We start from the raw sequence: 17,145 nt of genomic DNA, 5'->3' as shown, positions 1-17,145 counted from the left end.
CGTATCCTTGGGTCAGTTCAGGTGGCGGCCGAGGCGGCCTTCCAGGTATTTCAGGGTGCGCCGGACGGTTTCCACTATCAGCAGGTAGAGCACGGCGGCCCACAGGTAGATCTGGAAGTCGAAGCTGCGCGAGAAGGCCAGCTTGGTCACGCCCATCAGGTCGTAGATGGTGACCAGCGAGGCAATCGCACTGGCCTTGATCATCAGGATCAGCTCATTGCCCAGCGGGCCGATGGCGACCAGCAGCGATTGCGGCATGACGACCTTGAAGAACGTGGTCGAGCGCTTGAGGTTAAGCGCGCGGGCGGCCTCGAACTGGCCTGGGGCGATTGCCAGCAGGCTGCCGCGGAAGATCTCGGCCTGATAGGCGGCCGTATTCAGGGTGAATGCCAGTAGCGCGCAGTACCAGGCCTCACGGAAGAACCACCACAGCCCGACGTCCTGCCAAAAGCTCTTGAACGAGCCAAGGCCGTAATACAGCAGAAATAGCTGCGCGAGCAGTGGTGAACCGCGGAAGAAGTAGATATAGCCAGCCGCCATGCGATTGAGCACGGTCTTGTTGGAGATCCGCGCCAGCGCCAGCAGCAGGCCAAGCACGGCGCCGAGGGTGAACGAAATCGCCACCAGCTTGGCAGTCACCAGCAGACCATCGATGAAGCGCGGCCCGTAGCGCTGCAGCAGGTCGGGGTCGACCACCAGCGCCATTAATTGTTCGAAGCTCATGCCCGTGCTCCTTGCAGGTGGCGGCTATAGCGTCGTTCGATGAAGGCAAACACGCGCCCGGACAACGCCGAGAACAGCAAATAGCCCAGGCAGGCGACGCCATAGAAGAACATCGGCTCCTTGGTCACGCTGACGGCGAGGTTGGTCTGGCGCATCAGGTCAACCAGCGAGATAGTCGAGACCAACGACGTGTCCTTTAGCAGCGACAGCCAGTTGTTGGAGAGGCCGGGCAGGGCGATCCGGGTCAGTTGCGGCAGTACCACCTTGAAAAAACCGGTGCGTTTGCTCAGCCCCAGGGCCGAGCAGGCTTCGAGCTGGCCCTTGGGCAGGGTCTTGAACGCCGCCAGCCAGATTTCGCTGGAAAACGCAGCAAACACCAGGCTGAAGGCGATCATGGCCGCCAGGAAGGTATTGATCAGTACCTCACCTTCATAGCCCATCGCCGCCAGCAGCTTTTGTGCCGCGATCTGGCAGCCGTAATAGATGATCAGCAGCGTGAGCAGTTCAGGCAGGCCGCGAAACACCGTAGAAAAGGTGGTGGCCCAGGCCCGCGGCAGGCGCTTGCGTGAGCGCGCGGCCATTGCCACCAGCAGTCCCAGCGGCAAGCCGATCGGCAGGCAGGCCAGCGCCAGTGACACCGTGACCAGCGCGCCGGCCAGCAACGCCGGGCCCCAGCCACCGCTGGCAAAAGACAACAAAGACAATTGATCGAGCATGGGTGCTTCCCCAGCCAGGTGAACTTGGCGGCGCGCAAGGCAGGGCGCCCACGGCGCGATGCCTGCCTTGCGCTGACCGATCAGTTATAGATGTCGAAGGCGAAGTACTTGCTGGCGATCTTCTGATAGGTGCCGTTGGCGACAATCTCGCTCAGCGCCTTGTTCAGCCGCTCGCGCAGTTGCTGATCGTCCTTGCGTACGGCAATCGCCGCATTGGCCTTGGTCTGGTTGACGTCACCGAGCACCTTGCAGCAGTCCTTGCCGTTTTTCTGCTGCCAGTCGAGCAGCGGAAACTTGTCGGCGATAACTCCGTCCAGGCGGCCGGCAGCCAGGTCGGCATTGGCCTCATCCATGGTCGGATAGAGCTTGACGTTGGCGCCGGCCGGGCCATAAACGTCCTCGGCATAGATAGCCTGGGTCGAGGACGACTGGGCGCCGACCGTGTAGCCCTTGAAGTCGGTCTGGGCATCGGTGATCGGGCTGTCCTTGGCGACCGCCACGGACAGTGGTGTGCGGTAGTAGTGGTCGGTGAAGGCGATCTTCTTGCGCCGTTCTTCGGTGTCGATCATCGAGGCGACTACGGCATCGTACTTTTTCGCCATGAGTGCCGGGATGATGCCTTCCCAGTCTTGCGCCACCAGCGTGCACTCGACTTTCATCTGCTCGCACAGGGCGTGGGTGATGTCGATGTCAAAGCCATGCAGCTTGTTATCGGCATCGACATAGTTGAAGGGCGGATAAGCGCCCTCTGTGGCGAAACGCAGGGTCTCGGCGCTGGCCGCACTCGCCAGCAGCAGGGCACACGCACCCACCATAGCCATGGTCTTGTTCATCTCGCACCTCTGGGTTGCACTCTTGCTATTGTTGTTTGTCCGCGGGCCACGAGGTGTAGCCGACGAACTCGTTATGTAGAGCGGCAGTCGCTTCCAAGCGTTTTTCAACATCCGGCCCGAGCTTCTTGCAGACCTCGTTGACCATCAGGTGCACCCACGACAGCATCGCCGAGGTGGATTCCCAGAACAGATTGAATTCGGTGGGGATGCGGAACACCTCATCGGCGTTGGCATCGGCCCAGTCACAGAAGGTGTCGGTCACCAGCGTGACCGGGATACCTGCCTGGCGTGCCTTCTGGCACAGCAGCAGGGCATGGCGCGAATAGCGGCGGGCCTCGAACACCACCAGCGCGCAGTGTTCGGGGCGGGTCAGCAGCACGTCGCCAAAGTGCCCGGCGCTGCCATCCACAGCCTGTACGCCATCGCGCAGGTAGTGCAGCAAATGGGTCATGCACTGGGCGACGCCGCGTTCGGTCTGAAACCCTGCGACAAACACTCGTGGCCGCTGCGCCAGGCGCTGAGCAACCCGGTGCCAGGCCTCGCTACGGCTGTATTCATGGACGCGCACCAGTGCGGCGATTTCCAGCTCCAGGCTGCCGGCGCTCTGGCTGTCGTCATGCTGCTGGCGGTATTCCTGCAAGCGGTCACCGACCAGCCACGGCCCGTCGCCGAGGTCGTTCTGCAGGTCCTGCTTGAGCGCCTTGAGGTGGGCGTAGCCGAGCGAGCGGCAGAAGCGGCCTACGCTGGATTCGCTCACTCCGAGCTTTTCAGCGATGCTGGCGGAGGTCTGGAACGGCACTTCATGCAGGTTGCCGAGCATGTAGCTGGCGATCGTGCGGCCTGAGGCAGCTGCGCCGTGCAGGCTGTTCTCCAGGCGTTGCTTGATCGATTGGCTCATGTCGGACTCCGGTCGGTAGGGCGTGGAATAGAAAATGAATGTTTTCTGTCATCAAGTCAACAATTGACAGATAGCTGTCATGTGGCTGACAGTTTTCACCCGTGGCACACTCCGAGCCAAACAATTTCGACAAGGAGCTCCAGATGTCTGCATCCTCCACCAGCGGTACCGTGCGCATGCCCTTTGCCGAACTGCAGACGTTATTGCAGGCGATCCTTGAACAGCACGGTTGCAGCGAACCGGTTGCGGCAGCGCTGGCATTCAATTGTGCCAGTGCCCAACGCGACGGCGCTCATAGCCATGGGGTGTTTCGTATTCCGGGCTACGTGTCGACGCTGGCCAGTGGCTGGGTTGACGGCAAGGCGGTGCCTGCGGTGACCGACGTAGCCTCTGGCTATGTTCGGGTCGATGCCGGCGGCGGTTTTGCTCAGCCCGCGCTGGCGGCGGCACGGCCGTTGCTGCTGGCCAAGGTGCGCAGTGCTGGGATCGCGGTATTGGCGATCCATAACTCGCATCACTTCGCGGCGCTGTGGCCGGACGTCGAACCGTTCGCCGATGAAGGCCTAGTGGCCTTGAGCGTGGTCAACAGCATGACCTGTGTAGTCCCGCACGGTGCTCGCCAGCCGCTGTTCGGCACCAACCCGATTGCCTTTGCCGCGCCCTGCGCCGAGCATGACCCGATCGTGTTCGACATGGCCACCAGCGCCATGGCTCATGGTGATATCCAGATCGCGGCCCGCGAGGGGCGGCAATTGCCGCTGGGCATGGGAGTAGACGCCAAAGGCCAGCCGACCAGCGATCCGCAAGCGATTCTCGACGGCGGCGCGCTGTTGCCGTTTGGCGACCACAAAGGCTCGGCGCTGTCGATGATGGTCGAGTTGCTCGCGGCGGCGCTGACCGGCGGTAACTTCTCCTGGGAGTTCGACTGGTCGGCGCATCCTGGGGCGAAGACGCCCTGGACCGGGCAACTGCTGATCGTCATCGACCCGAGCAAGGCCGAAGGCGAGCGTTTCGCGCAGCGCAGCCGTCATTTGCTGGAGCAGATGCAGGCGGCCGGCCTGTCACGCATGCCCGGCGAGCGGCGCTATCGTGAGCGTGCCACGGCCGAGCGTGAAGGTGTCGCACTGAGCGAAACCGAGCTGCAGGGCCTGCGCCAATTGCTCGGCTGATCGTCATCTTGCATGGGTTGAAATACCTGGGCCGTGCAACCTTGCACAGACCCGTTGCAGCAAGGTGATGTTTCTCTGCCTCGACTCCGGGTATCCTCGCTCAAGCTTTTCCGAACTGTGCTGATTCAAGGAGCTGTCCGCTGTGTTCAAACATGTCGATGCCTATGCCGGCGATCCGATCCTCTCATTGATGGAAACCTTCAAGGCCGACCCGCGTGCGGCCAAGGTCAACCTGAGCATCGGCCTGTACTACGATGCTGCCGGCATCGTGCCGCAGTTGGCGGCAGTGGCCGAGGTTGAAAAACGCCTGGCCAACCAGCCTCACGAGGCTTCGCTATACCTGCCAATGGAAGGTCTGGCCAGCTATCGCCAGGCGATCCAGGCGCTGCTGTTTGGTAACGACCACCCGGCAGTGACCGGCGGTCGCGTCGCTACCGTGCAGACCGTAGGCGGCTCGGGCGCGTTGAAAGTTGGCGCCGACTTCCTCAAACGCTACTTCCCGCAGTCCGAAGTCTGGGTCAGCAATCCGACCTGGGACAACCATCGCGCCATCTTCGAAGGTGCGGGTTTCAAGGTGAATACCTACCCGTACTTCGACACCACTACCCGCGGCGTTGACTTCGCCGGCATGCTGGCTGCGTTGCAGACTCTGCCCGCAAATAGCGTGGTGCTGCTGCACCCATGCTGCCACAACCCGACCGGTGTCGATCTGGACCAGAACCAGTGGCAGCAGGTTGTCGAAGTGGTCAAGGCACGCGAGCTGATCCCGTTCCTCGACATTGCCTACCAAGGCTTCGGCGAAGGCCTGGAACAGGATGCCTACGCCATCCGCGAAATGGCCCGTGCCGGCGTGCCGTGCCTGGTCAGCAACTCGTTCTCGAAGATCTTCTCGCTGTACGGTGAGCGCGTTGGCGGTCTGTCGGTGGTGTGCGACGACCAGGCCAGCACCCAGAGCGTGCTTGGCCAGCTCAAGGCAACCGTGCGCCGCAACTACTCCAGCCCACCAGCATTCGGTGCGCAACTGGTTGCCGGCGTGCTCGGCGATGCCAGCCTCAATGCACAGTGGGCAGCCGAGGTCGAAGTGATGCGCCTGCGTATCCTTGAGATGCGCCAAGGTTTGGTCGACCTGCTCGGCGAGCTGCTGCCAGGGCAGGACTTCACGTTCTTCCTCGAACAGCGCGGCATGTTCAGTTACACCGGCTTCAGCGTCGATCAGGTCCGCCGTCTGCGTGACGAGTTCGGCGTTTACCTGATCGACAGTGGCCGGGTGTGCATGTCCGGCCTGCGTCCAAGCAACTTGCGCCAGGTTGCCGAGGCGTTCGCCGCAGTCCAACGCTAATCAGGGCAGGGGCCGGCAATCGGCCCCTTTGACCCAGCCTCGCAAACCTGGGTTGCCCCTGGGTTGTCATGACAAGTGCAACCGCCGCTCGGACAGGGCTTCGCAAGCGCCACCTTTCAGTGCACAATCGCGCCCCTCTTTTTCGGTTGAGGTGCGCGAGCCTTGTGTTTCGCCACGCTCAGCCTGTTGCAGTCTTGCGAGTGGAGTTGCACCCGGATGAATGAGCAGGCCTCAAGCGTTGAACAACGCTTCGAACAAACCACCAGCGCCACCCTCGGCAGCTGGGCACGACAAGACACCACCTGGATGCTCGGCCTGTTTGGCACCGCGATTGGCGCCGGCACCCTGTTCCTGCCGATCAACGCCGGCCTGGGCGGTTTCTGGCCGCTGCTGATCCTCGCCGCGCTGGCGTTCCCGATGACCTATTACGCCCACCGCGGCTTGACCCGCTTCGTGCTGTCCGGGCGTGGCGGCGACATCACCGAGGTGGTCGAGGAGCATTTCGGCCTCAAGGCTGGCGCGCTGATCACCGTGCTGTACTTCTTCGCGATCTTCCCGATCCTGTTGATCTACAGCGTGGCCCTGACCAACACCGTCAGCAGCTTCATGGAGCATCAATTGCACATGACCCCGCCACCGCGGGTGTTGCTGTCGTTTGGCTTGATCCTCGGCCTGCTGGCCATCGTGCGTTGCGGTGAACAGGCCACGGTCAAGGTCATGAGCCTGCTGGTTTACCCGTTCATCGTCGCCCTGGCCTTGCTGGCGCTTTACCTGGTGCCGCACTGGAGTGGCGGTATTCTCGATACCGCGATGCAGGTGCCATCGGGCTCGGCGTTCCTGCACACGGTGTGGCTGGCAATCCCGGTGATGGTGTTCTCGTTCAACCACTCGCCGATCATTTCCGCGTTTGCTGTCGACCAGAAGCGCCGTTACGGCGAGCACGCCGACGAGCGCAGCGGGCAGATCCTGTCGCGTGCGCACCTGTTGATGGTGGCTATGGTGCTGTTCTTCGTATTCAGCTGCGTGCTGACCCTGGACAGCGCCCAGTTGGCAGAAGCCAAGGCGCAGAACCTGTCGATCCTGTCGTACCTGGCCAACCACTTCAGCAACCCGACCATTGCTTTTGCTGCACCGCTGATTGCCTTCATTGCTATTGCCAAGTCGTTCCTGGGTCACTACATCGGTGCCAGCGAAGGCCTCAAAGGCATTATCGGCAAGACTGGCCTGCGCCCTGGGGCCAAGGCTCTGGACCGCATGGTCGCAGCGCTGATGCTGGTGGTGTGCTGGATCGTCGCCACCCTCAACCCGAGCATCCTGGGCATGATCGAATCGTTTGGCGGGCCGATCATTGCCGCGCTGCTGTTCCTGATGCCGATGTACGCCATCCGCAAGGTGCCGTCGATGCGCAAGTACAGCGGGGCGATGTCCAACCTGTTTGTGGTCTTCGTCGGCCTGGTCGCGATCAGCTCGGTAGTCTACTCGCTGGCCGCAAGCGTGCTCGGCTGGTGATGGCTTCTATATAAGAGGATGCCCGGACCGCCTGCTGCGCTCCGGGCATTTTTTTGTTCACACGAATTCCCCGGCAGTAGAACAATTTCATCGCTACCCATAGGCTTGAGCGGCGCTTCATGCTTAACTCGGTGTCCTTTTCAAACACCCGCATAAGGATTCCGCTCATGGCTCAAGTGACCCTCAAAGGCAACCCGGTTCAGGTCAAAGGCAACCTCCCGCAAGCTGGCGCTCAGGCACCTGCGTTCTCGCTGGTTGGTGATGGCCTGGCTGACAAGTCGCTGCAAGACTACGCCGGCAAGCGCAAAGTGCTGAACATCTTCCCAAGCGTCGACACGCCAACCTGCGCGACTTCCGTGCGCAAGTTCAACGCCCAGGCCAACGAGCTGAACAACACCGTTGTGCTGTGCGTATCGGCCGACCTGCCGTTTGCTCAGGCGCGCTTCTGCGGTGCCGAAGGCCTGGAAAACGTCCAGAACCTGTCGACCCTGCGTGGCCGCGAGTTCCTCGAAAACTACGGCGTAGCCATTGCTGACGGCCCGCTGGCTGGCCTGGCGGCACGCGCTGTTGTCGTCATCGACGAGAACGACAAAGTGCTGCACAGCGAGCTGGTTGGCGAAATCGCCGAAGAGCCGAACTACGAGGCGGTCCTGGCTGTCTTGAAGTAAGCGCAGCGGGGCCGCTCTGCGGTTCGCGTACGCAACAAGCAATACCCTGAAACGGCCTGGACCCTGCTCCAGGCCGTTTTCATTTAAAGTTCATCGCGTTAGCAACGTCAGCCCAAGGTAAATGCCCTGTAAAGCTGCTTTGCTAAACCGATATCAATGCTTATCGTTCACCCTCCCAAGTCGCCGTTTCCGAACAAGGTTCGTTCAAGCCATGCAAGCTCCTGTCTCCCGCTCCCCCCGTCGCTGGCTGTTTGGCCTGCTGATCCTGGTCCTGGTGGCCCTGTTGGCCTGGTGGCTGTGGCCTGCCGCGTCGACGCCCAAGGATCAAGCCGGGCGCGCAGGCAAGAGCGGCCGGCCTGGTTTTGGCAGTTCTGCCGAGGCCGTGCCAGTGCGGGTAGAGCCGGTGCAGGTGGGCGACTTCCCGCTTTACTACAAGGCCCTGGGCACCGTGACCGCCAACAACACAGTCAACGTGCGCAGCCGCGTCGCCGGTGAGCTGGTCAAGGTCCACTTCAAGGAAGGCCAGCAGGTCAAAGCCGGCGACCTGCTGGCCGAGATCGACCCACGCAGCTACCGCATCGCTTTGCAGCAGGCCGAAGGCACCTTGGCGCAGAATCAGGCGCAGCTGAAAAACGCCCAGGTTGACGTGGCCCGCTATAAAGGCCTGTACGCCGAAGACAGCATCGCCAAACAGACCCTGGACACCGCCGAGGCGCAGCTGGCGCAGTTCCAGGGCCTGATCAAGACCAATCAGGCCGCAGTCAGCGACGCCCGGCTCAACCTCGACTTCACCCAGATCCGCGCACCGATCAGCGGTCGCCTGGGCTTGCGTCAGCTCGACCTGGGCAACCTGGTCGCGGCCAACGACACCACGGCGCTGGTCGTGATCACCCAGACCGAGCCGATCAGCGTCGCCTTCACCTTGCCTGAAACCGAACTGACCACCGTGCTCGAGCGCTATCGCAGCGGCGCTGTTCTGCCCGTCGAGGCCTGGGACCGCAACGAGAGCAAGCTGCAGTCCAGTGGCGTGCTCGGCAGCCTGGACAACCAGATCGACACCACCACCGGTACTCTCAAGTTCAAGGCGAGCTTTGCCAACAAGGATCAGGCGCTGTTCCCCAACCAGTTCGTCAACGTGCGCCTGCTCGCCGACACCCTCAAACAGGTGGTCATGGCCCCAGCGGCTGCGATCCAATTCGGCAGCGACGGCAGCTTTGCCTATGTGGTCAACGCAGAGAGCAAGGTCAATATCCGCAAGCTGAAGGTTGGCCCGAGTGATGGCGAGCGCAGTGTGATCCTCGACGGCCTGGTCGCGGGCGACCGCTTGGTACTCGAAGGCACCGACCGCCTGCGTGAAGGTAGCGCGGTAGAAGTGGTGGAAGACAGCTCGCAAGTACCGACCACCCCCGGTCAGCATCTGCAAGGCCAGGATGGCAGCGGCACCAGCGAGGCTGGCACGTCGGGCAAGGCGGGCGCATGAACCTCTCGCGGCTGTTCATCCTGCGCCCGGTCGCCACCACGCTGAGCATGCTGGCGTTGGTCCTGGCTGGCCTGATTGCCTACAAGCTGTTGCCGGTAGCGGCCTTGCCCCAGGTCGATTACCCGACCATCCGGGTCATGACTCTATATCCCGGTGCCAGCCCGCAGGTCATGACCAGTGCCGTCACTGCGCCGCTGGAACGCCAGTTCGGACAGATGCCGGGCCTGACCCAGATGGCCTCGACCAGCTCCGGTGGCGCCTCGGTGCTGACCCTGCGCTTCAGCCTGGACATGAACATGGACGTTGCCGAGCAACAGGTGCAGGCCGCGATCAACGCCGCCAGCAACCTGTTGCCCAGCGACTTGCCAGCGCCGCCGGTGTACAACAAGGTCAACCCGGCTGATACGCCGGTACTGACCCTGGCAATCTCGTCCAAGACCATGCCGTTGCCCAAGCTCAACGACCTGGTCGATACCCGGGTTGCGCAGAAGCTTGCCCAGATCAGCGGTGTGGGCATGGTCAGCATTGCCGGCGGCCAGCGCCAGGCCGTGCGGATCAAGGTCAACGTCGATGCCCTGGCGGCCAACGGCCTCAACCTGGAAGACGTACGCACCTTGATCGGCGCGTCCAACGTCAACCAGCCCAAAGGTAACTTCGACGGCCCCACCCGGGTATCGATGCTTGATGCCAACGACCAGCTGCGCTCCCCCGAGGAATACGCCAACCTCATCCTCGCCTACAACAATGGTGCACCGCTGCGTCTGAAAGATGTGGCTGAAATCGTCGATGGCGCCGAAAACGAACGCCTCGCGGCGTGGGCCAACGAGAACCAGGCAGTGCTGCTGAATATTCAGCGTCAGCCCGGCGCCAACGTCATCGAAGTGGTCGACCGCATCAAGGACCTGCTGCCGTCGATTACCGACAACCTGCCGGCTGGCCTGGATGTGATGGTGCTGACTGACCGCACCCAGACCATCCGCGCTGCGGTTACCGATGTGCAGCACGAGTTGCTGATTGCCATCGTGCTGGTGGTGATGGTGACGTTCGTGTTCCTGCGCCGGGTCAGTGCCACCATCATCCCGTCGATTGCCGTACCGCTGTCGTTGATCGGTACCTTTGGTGTGATGTATCTGGCGGGTTTTTCCATCAACAACCTGACGTTGATGGCCCTGACCATCGCCACCGGCTTCGTCGTCGACGATGCCATCGTCATGCTGGAGAACATTTCCCGCCATATCGAGGAGGGCGAGACGCCTATGCAGGCCGCGCTCAAGGGCGCCCGGCAGATTGGCTTCACCCTGATCTCGTTGACCTTCTCGCTGATTGCCGTCCTCATCCCGCTGCTGTTCATGGCTGACGTGGTCGGCCGCCTGTTCCGCGAGTTCGCCATCACTCTGGCGGTGGCGATCCTGATTTCGCTGGTGGTATCGCTGACCCTGACGCCGATGATGTGCGCGCGCTTGCTCAAGCGCGAGCCGAAGGAAGAAGAGCAGAGCCGTTTCTATCGCGCCAGCGGCGCCTGGATCGACTGGCTGATCGAGCACTACAGCCGCGGCCTGCGTTGGGTATTGCGCCACCAGCCGCTGACCCTGCTGGTTGCCATCGCCAGCATGGTGCTGACCGTGGTGCTGTACATGGCAGTGCCCAAGGGCTTCTTTCCGGTGCAGGATACCGGGGTGATCCAGGGCATCTCCGAAGCACCGCAGTCGACTTCGTTCGCCGCCATGAGCGAGCGTCAGCAAGCGCTAAGCAAGATCATTCTGCAGGACCCTTCGGTGCAAAGCCTGTCGTCCTACATCGGCGTGGATGGCGACAACGCCACGCTCAATAGTGGCCGCTTGCTGATCAACCTCAAAGCCCATGGTGAGCGCGACATCAGCGCCACTGAAGTGATCGCACGCCTGCAGCCGCAAGTCGACAAGCTGGTCGGTATCCGCCTGTTCATGCAGCCGGTGCAGGACTTGAGCATCGAAGACCGGGTCAGCCGTACCCAGTACCAGTTCAGCCTGTCATCGCCTGACGCCGACATGCTTGCCACCTGGAGTGGCAAGCTGGTTCAGGCCCTGCAACAGCGGCCCGAACTGCGTGACGTGGCCAGCGACCTGCAGGACCAGGGCTTGCAGGTGTACCTGGTAATCGATCGCGATATGGCCAGCCGGCTGGGCATCAACGTCTCGCAGATCACCAACGCGTTGTATGACGCCTTCGGTCAGCGGCAGATTTCCACCATCTACACCCAGGCCAGCCAGTACCGAGTGGTCCTGCAGTCGCAGAACGCCGCCAGTATCGGCCCGGCGGCGCTGGAGTCGATTCACGTCAAGGCCAGCGATGGCGGTCAGGTGCGGCTGTCGGCGCTGGCACGTATCGAGCAGCGCCAGGCGCAGCTGGCGATCTCCCACATCGGTCAGTTCCCGGCGGTGATGATGTCGTTCAACCTGGCACCCGGTGTGGCGCTGGGTGAGGCGGTGGCCGCGATCGAGCAGGTGCAGCAGGAAATCGCCATGCCGATCGGTGTGCAGACCCGCTTCCAAGGCGCTGCCGAGGCCTTCCAGGCGTCCCTGTCGAGCACCTTGTTGCTGATTCTGGCGGCTGTGGTGACGATGTATATCGTGCTCGGCGTGCTCTACGAGAGCTACATCCACCCGATCACCATTCTCTCGACCCTGCCGTCGGCGGCGGTCGGCGCCTTGCTGGCGCTGCTGATCAGCGGCAATGACCTGGGCATGATCGCCATCATCGGCATCATCCTGCTGATTGGTATCGTCAAGAAGAACGCGATCATGATGATCGACTTTGCCCTGGAGGCTGAACGCAACCAGGGCATGACCCCACACGATGCGATCTACCAGGCGGCGCTGCTGCGCTTCCGGCCGATCCTGATGACTACGCTGGCGGCGTTGTTCGGCGCGGTGCCGTTGATGCTTGCCACCGGCTCCGGCGCCGAGCTGCGCCAGCCGCTGGGGCTGGTGATGGTTGGCGGGCTGCTGGTCAGCCAGGTGCTGACGTTGTTCACCACACCGGTCATCTACCTGTACTTCGACCGCCTGGCCCAGCGCTGGCGGCCGCGCGATGATGCCAAGCAGGCGCAAGCATGAACCTGTCCGGGCCATTCATTCGCCGGCCGGTCGCGACCATGCTGCTGAGCCTGGCGATCATGCTGCTGGGCGGGGTCAGTTTTGGTCTGCTGCCGGTGTCGCCGCTGCCGCAGATGGACTTTCCGGTGATTGTGGTCTCGGCCAACCTGGCCGGCGCCAGCCCCGAGGTGATGGCCTCCACCGTAGCCACACCGCTGGAACGCAAGCTCGGCGCTATCGCCGGGGTTACCACCTTGACCAGCAGCTCCAACCAGGGCTCGACCCGGGTCATCATCGGCTTCGAGCAGGGCCGCGACATCGATGGTGCCGCGCGGGAAGTGCAGGCTGCGATCAACGCCACCCGCAACCTGCTGCCCAGCGGTATGCGCAGCATGCCCACCTACAAGAAGATCAACCCGTCGCAGGCGCCGGTGATGGTCATCGCATTGACCTCCAGCGTGCTGCAGAAGGGCCAGCTGTACGACCTGGCCGATACCATTCTGTCGCAGAGCCTGGCCCAGGTCAGCGGAGTAGGGGAAGTGCAGATCGGCGGCAGCTCGCTGCCGGCGGTACGCATCGCGCTCGAGCCGCAGCTGCTCAACCAGTACAGCCTGTCGCTGGATGAGGTGCGCACGGCGGTGAGCAATGCCAACCAGCGCCGGCCGATGGGCTTTGTCGAGGACGACGAGCGAAACTGGCAGGTGCGCGCCAACGATCAGCTGGAAAAAGCCAAGGATTATCAATCGCTGGTAATTCGCCAGAAGGACGGCGCCATCCTGCGTCTGTCGGACGTCGGTACGGTCACCGATGGCGTCGAGAACCGCTACAACAGTGGTTTTTTCAACGACCAGAGCGCGGTGCTGTTGGTGATCAACCGGCAGAACAACGCCAACATCATCGAGACCGTGGCGCAGATCAAGCAGCAACTGCCCGCGCTGCAGTCGCTGTTGCCCGCCAGCGTCAAGCTGGATATCGCCATGGACCGCTCGCCGGTGATCAACGCGACGCTCAAGGAAGCCGAGCACACCTTGCTGATTGCCGTAGTTCTGGTGATCCTGGTGGTCTATCTGTTCCTTGGCAACCTGCGTGCCTCGCTGATCCCAAGCCTTGCGGTGCCAGTGTCGTTGGTCGGCACCTTTGCGGTCATGTATCTGTGTGGCTTCTCGCTGAACAACCTGTCGCTGATGGCGCTGATCCTGGCCACCGGGCTGGTGGTCGACGACGCCATCGTAGTGCTGGAGAACATCTCCCGCCATATCGAGAACGGCCAGCCGCCCATGCGCGCGGCGTTTCTCGGCGCCAAAGAGGTGGGCTTTACCCTGCTGTCGATGAACGTCTCGCTGGTCTCGGTATTCGTCTCGATCCTGTTCATGGGCGGCATCGTGCGCAGCCTGTTCCAGGAGTTCTCGATCACCCTGGCGGCGGCGATCATCGTCTCGTTGATCGTTTCGCTGACGCTGACGCCAATGCTCTGCGCGCGCTGGCTCAAGCCCCACGAGCAACAGCCCAACCGCCTGCAGCGCTGGAGCGACCGCCAGCATCAGCGCATGGTCGCCGGTTACGACCGTAGCCTGGGTTGGGTCCTGCGCCATCGTCGCCTGACCTTGTTCAGCCTGTTGCTGACTATCGGCGTCAATGTGCTGCTGTATGTGGTGGTACCCAAGACCCTGATGCCACAGCAGGACACCGGCCAACTGATGGGTTTTGTGCGTGGCGACGACGGCCTGTCGTTTACCGTGATGCAGCCGAAAATGGAAATCTACCGGCGTGCGCTGCTGGCCGACCCGGCGGTGCAAAGCGTGGCTGGCTTCATCGGCGGCAACAGCGGCACCAACAATGCCATGGTGCTGGTGCGCCTGAAGCCGATCAGCGAACGCAAGATCAATGCCCAGCAGGTGATCGAGCGCCTGCGCAAGGAGCTGCCCAAGGTACCCGGCGGGCGCTTGTTCCTGATGGCCGATCAGGACCTGCAACTGGGCGGCGGGGGCCGTGACCAGACCTCTTCGCAGTACCTGTACACCCTGCAGAGCGGGGATCTGGCTGCGCTGCGCGAGTGGTTCCCCAAGGTCACCGCGGCGATGCGCGCGCTGCCCGAGCTGACCGCCATCGACGCCCATGACGGTGCCGGCACTCAGCAAGTAACGCTGGTGGTCGATCGTGATCAGGCCAAGCGCCTGGGCATTGATATGGACATGGTCACCACGGTGCTCAACAACGCCTACAGCCAGCGGCAGATCTCGACCATCTACGACAGCCTCAACCAGTATCAGGTAGTGCTGGAGATCAATCCCAAGTACGCCTGGGACCCAAGCACGCTGGAGCAAGTCCAGGTGATCACCGCCGACGGCGCGCGGGTGCCGTTGTCAGCCTTTGCCCGCTACGAGAACAGCCTGGCCAACGACCGAGTCAGCCACGAGGGCCAGTTCGCCTCGGAAGACATCGCTTTCGACGTGGCCGAGGGCTACAGCACCGATCAGGCCATGGCCGCGGTCGAGCGGGCAGTAGCCCGGCTGGGCCTGCCGGAAGACGTGATCGCCAAGCTTGGCGGTACCGCCGACGCGTTCAGCAAGACTCAGGAAGGGCAGCCGCTGATGATCCTCGGCGCCTTGGTGCTGGTGTATCTGGTGCTGGGGATTCTCTATGAAAGCTACATCCACCCGCTGACGATCCTCTCGACCTTGCCATCTGCTGGCGTGGGTGCACTGCTGGCGATGTACGTAACAGGCGGCGAGTTCAGTCTGATCTCGTTGCTGGGGCTGTTCCTGCTGATCGGCGTAGTCAAGAAAAACGCCATCCTGATGATCGACCTGGCCCTGCAGCTTGAGCGCAACGAAGGCCTGTCGCCTGAAGAGTCGATCCGCCGTGCCTGCCTGCTGCGCCTGCGGCCGATCCTGATGACCACCATTGCCGCCATCCTTGGCGCCTTGCCGCTGTTGCTGAGCAATGCCGAAGGCGCCGAAATGCGTCAGCCATTGGGTCTGACGATTATCGGCGGGCTGGTCTTCAGCCAGGTGCTGACGCTTTATACAACGCCTGTGGTCTACCTCTACCTCGATCACCTCCGCCACCGATTCAACCATTGGCGCGGTGTACGTACCGACGCTGCACTGGATACCCCGCTATGAATTTTGCCCAAACTCCGCTTCACCGTGCCTTGCAGCTGCTGGGCCGCGGCCGTGGCTCGCGCCTGTTTGGCGCCAGCCTCTGCGTGCTGATGCTCAGTGCCTGCACCTTGAGCCCGGATTACCAGCGGCCCGAGTTGAGCACACCCGCCCAGTTCAAGCAGGCCGAAGGCTGGACTCAGGCCAAACCGTCGGATGCGATTGCCCGTGGCGCCTGGTGGGAGCTGTACGGTGATGCCCAGCTCAACAGCCTGGTCGAGGAGCTCAACCGCAGTAACCAGACCGTTGCCCAGTACGAAGCGCAGTACCGCCAGGCCACCGCATTGATCCGCAGCAGCCGCGCCTCGTTGTTCCCCAGCCTCGATCTGTCGGCAGGCAAGAATCGTTCGGCGCAGGGCACCGGCAGCAGTAGCTCGAGCCTGTCGAACAACAGCAGCGGTATCCGTAATACCTACACCACCCAGCTCGGGGTGAGTTGGGAGATCGACCTGTGGGGCAAGCTGCGGGAAACCCTCAATGCCAACGAAGCCAGTGCCGAGGCCAGTTTTGCCGACCTGGCAGCGATGCGCCTGAGCTTGCAGTCGGAGCTGGTGCAGAACTACCTGCAACTGCGTGTGATCGATGAGCAGAAGCGCTTGCTCGAGGCCACCGTTGCCGCTTACGAGCGCTCGCTGAAGATGACCGAAAACCAGTACCGAGCTGGGGTGTCCGGGCCGGATGCGGTCGCCCAGGCGCGCACCCAGCTCAAGAGCACCCAGGCCGACCTGATCGACCTGATCTGGCAGCGCGCCCAGTATGAAAACGCCATCGCCGTGCTGATGGGCAAGGCTCCTGCGGACTTTGCCCTGGCTGACAGCAAGTCGATCCCTGCGCTGCCGCAGGTGCCGCTGGCGCTGCCGTCGCAATTGCTCGAACGGCGCCCTGACATTGCCTCGGCGGAGCGCAGTGTTATGGCTGCCAACTCGAGCATCGGCGTGGCTCGCGCGGCGTATTTCCCGGACTTGAGCCTGAGCATGAGCGGCGGCTACTCGAGCAGCAGTTTCAGCAACTGGATCGAGCTGCCGAACCGCTTCTGGTCGGTCGGGCCGTCATTGGCCATGACCTTGTTCGATGCCGGTAAACGCAGCGCCGAAGTGGACCGCACCGTCGCGGTGTACGACCAGACCGTGGCGCAGTACCGGCAGACCGTGCTCGATGGCTTCAGGGAAGTGGAAAACTACCTGGTCCAGCTCAAGGTCTATGGCGATGAAGCAGTGGTACGCCAGGAAGCGCTGGAGGCCGCACGCCAGTCGCTGCGCCTGACCGAAAACCAGTACCGGGCCGGCCTGATTGGCTACCTGGACGTGGTCAATGTGCAGGCCACTGCGCTGAGCAACGAACGCAGCGTGCTCAATTTGCTGCAAGGGCGGCTGATCGCCAGCGTGCAATTGATCACCGCGTTGGGTGGTGGTTGGGATAGTCAGCAGGCGTTCAGCCAAGCGCAACAATAGGGCGGATCCGACGCCGGATTGACGCCGTGAAAGCGGCGTTTTCCCCGGTTTGGACGCGACCGTTCTGCGTACTGGCATTCTTATGGCTCAGCCCCGCGAAATGCCGTGCGTTTCGCCAAGGCTT

Annotated in this window: 12 protein-coding genes; 8 read left to right on the top strand and 4 right to left on the bottom strand. The window is 62.5% G+C overall.

Annotation, left to right across the window (positions count from 1 at the left end; translation table 11 throughout):
* Positions 1 to 12: 12 nt before the first annotated feature.
* From FW789_RS07335 to FW789_RS07320, 4 genes are all read right to left on the bottom strand, one after another.
* Positions 13 to 723, bottom strand: a complete 711-nt coding sequence (locus FW789_RS07335; RefSeq protein WP_446431229.1) for an ABC transporter permease — start codon at positions 721 to 723, stop codon at positions 13 to 15.
* Positions 720 to 1,439 carry an ABC transporter permease gene (locus FW789_RS07330; protein WP_101319736.1) on the bottom strand — a complete coding sequence of 240 codons (720 nt, stop codon included), beginning with the start codon at positions 1,437 to 1,439 and terminating at the stop codon, positions 720 to 722. Before FW789_RS07330 ends, FW789_RS07335 begins: the two co-directional genes overlap by 4 nt.
* An 80-nt stretch (positions 1,440 to 1,519) precedes the next feature.
* Entirely contained in the window at positions 1,520 to 2,272 is a 753-nt protein-coding gene (locus tag FW789_RS07325) for a transporter substrate-binding domain-containing protein (protein WP_103437493.1), read from the bottom strand.
* Between the two features lie 25 nt (positions 2,273 to 2,297).
* On the bottom strand, positions 2,298 to 3,170 hold the full coding sequence (locus FW789_RS07320) for a MurR/RpiR family transcriptional regulator (protein WP_101319732.1): 873 nt from the start codon (positions 3,168 to 3,170) through the stop codon (positions 2,298 to 2,300).
* Between the two features lie 143 nt (positions 3,171 to 3,313).
* Between FW789_RS07320 and FW789_RS07315 the strand changes: the two genes are divergently transcribed.
* The 8 genes from FW789_RS07315 (at position 3,314) to FW789_RS07280 (ending at position 17,021) form a co-directional block, all read left to right on the top strand.
* The gene (locus FW789_RS07315; protein ID WP_103437492.1) at positions 3,314 to 4,339 is read left to right on the top strand and encodes an Ldh family oxidoreductase; all 1,026 of its coding nucleotides are present in this window, start codon (positions 3,314 to 3,316) and stop codon (positions 4,337 to 4,339) included.
* Positions 4,340 to 4,481: 142 nt separating this feature from the next.
* Positions 4,482 to 5,678: an amino acid aminotransferase gene (locus FW789_RS07310; RefSeq protein WP_103437491.1), complete on the top strand. Its 1,197-nt coding sequence runs from the start codon at positions 4,482 to 4,484 to the stop codon at positions 5,676 to 5,678.
* Between the two features lie 216 nt (positions 5,679 to 5,894).
* Positions 5,895 to 7,187 (top strand): serine/threonine transporter, encoded by a 1,293-nt coding sequence (locus FW789_RS07305; protein WP_101319726.1) that lies wholly within the window; start codon positions 5,895 to 5,897, stop codon positions 7,185 to 7,187.
* 167 nt (positions 7,188 to 7,354) lie between these two features.
* Entirely contained in the window at positions 7,355 to 7,855 is a 501-nt protein-coding gene (gene tpx / locus FW789_RS07300) for a thiol peroxidase (RefSeq protein WP_101319724.1), read from the top strand.
* Positions 7,856 to 8,066: 211 nt separating this feature from the next.
* Positions 8,067 to 9,335: an MdtA/MuxA family multidrug efflux RND transporter periplasmic adaptor subunit gene (locus tag FW789_RS07295; protein WP_103437490.1), complete on the top strand. Its 1,269-nt coding sequence runs from the start codon at positions 8,067 to 8,069 to the stop codon at positions 9,333 to 9,335.
* Positions 9,332 to 12,430 carry an MdtB/MuxB family multidrug efflux RND transporter permease subunit gene (locus FW789_RS07290; protein ID WP_446431228.1) on the top strand — a complete coding sequence of 1,033 codons (3,099 nt, stop codon included), beginning with the start codon at positions 9,332 to 9,334 and terminating at the stop codon, positions 12,428 to 12,430. Before FW789_RS07295 ends, FW789_RS07290 begins: the two co-directional genes overlap by 4 nt.
* Positions 12,427 to 15,534 carry an efflux RND transporter permease subunit gene (locus FW789_RS07285; protein ID WP_446431227.1) on the top strand — a complete coding sequence of 1,036 codons (3,108 nt, stop codon included), beginning with the start codon at positions 12,427 to 12,429 and terminating at the stop codon, positions 15,532 to 15,534. Before FW789_RS07290 ends, FW789_RS07285 begins: the two co-directional genes overlap by 4 nt.
* Entirely contained in the window at positions 15,531 to 17,021 is a 1,491-nt protein-coding gene (locus FW789_RS07280; protein WP_103437487.1) for an efflux transporter outer membrane subunit, read from the top strand. The genes FW789_RS07285 and FW789_RS07280 overlap by 4 nt, the downstream gene beginning before the upstream one ends.
* The last annotated feature ends 124 nt before the right edge of the window (positions 17,022 to 17,145 follow it).

It is taken from the genome of Pseudomonas sp. 1121_17 (assembly GCF_052850745.1).
Note: the sequence above shows the minus strand (reverse complement) of the source record. Positions and strands in the feature narration are given on the sequence as shown.

Bases quoted from the DNA above. Each gene is read 5' to 3' on its own strand.
- FW789_RS07335 (WP_446431229.1), bottom strand. From the start codon at position 723: ATGAGCTTCGAACAATTAATGGCGCTGGTGGTCGACCCCGACCTGCTG.
- FW789_RS07330 (WP_101319736.1), bottom strand. From the start codon at position 1,439: ATGCTCGATCAATTGTCTTTGTTGTCTTTTGCCAGCGGTGGCTGGGGC.
- FW789_RS07325 (WP_103437493.1), bottom strand. From the start codon at position 2,272: ATGAACAAGACCATGGCTATGGTGGGTGCGTGTGCCCTGCTGCTGGCG.
- FW789_RS07320 (WP_101319732.1), bottom strand. From the start codon at position 3,170: ATGAGCCAATCGATCAAGCAACGCCTGGAGAACAGCCTGCACGGCGCA.
- FW789_RS07315 (WP_103437492.1), top strand. From the start codon at position 3,314: ATGTCTGCATCCTCCACCAGCGGTACCGTGCGCATGCCCTTTGCCGAA.
- FW789_RS07305 (WP_101319726.1), top strand. From the start codon at position 5,895: ATGAATGAGCAGGCCTCAAGCGTTGAACAACGCTTCGAACAAACCACC.
- tpx (WP_101319724.1), top strand. From the start codon at position 7,355: ATGGCTCAAGTGACCCTCAAAGGCAACCCGGTTCAGGTCAAAGGCAAC.
- FW789_RS07295 (WP_103437490.1), top strand. From the start codon at position 8,067: ATGCAAGCTCCTGTCTCCCGCTCCCCCCGTCGCTGGCTGTTTGGCCTG.
- FW789_RS07290 (WP_446431228.1), top strand. From the start codon at position 9,332: ATGAACCTCTCGCGGCTGTTCATCCTGCGCCCGGTCGCCACCACGCTG.
- FW789_RS07285 (WP_446431227.1), top strand. From the start codon at position 12,427: ATGAACCTGTCCGGGCCATTCATTCGCCGGCCGGTCGCGACCATGCTG.
- FW789_RS07280 (WP_103437487.1), top strand. From the start codon at position 15,531: ATGAATTTTGCCCAAACTCCGCTTCACCGTGCCTTGCAGCTGCTGGGC.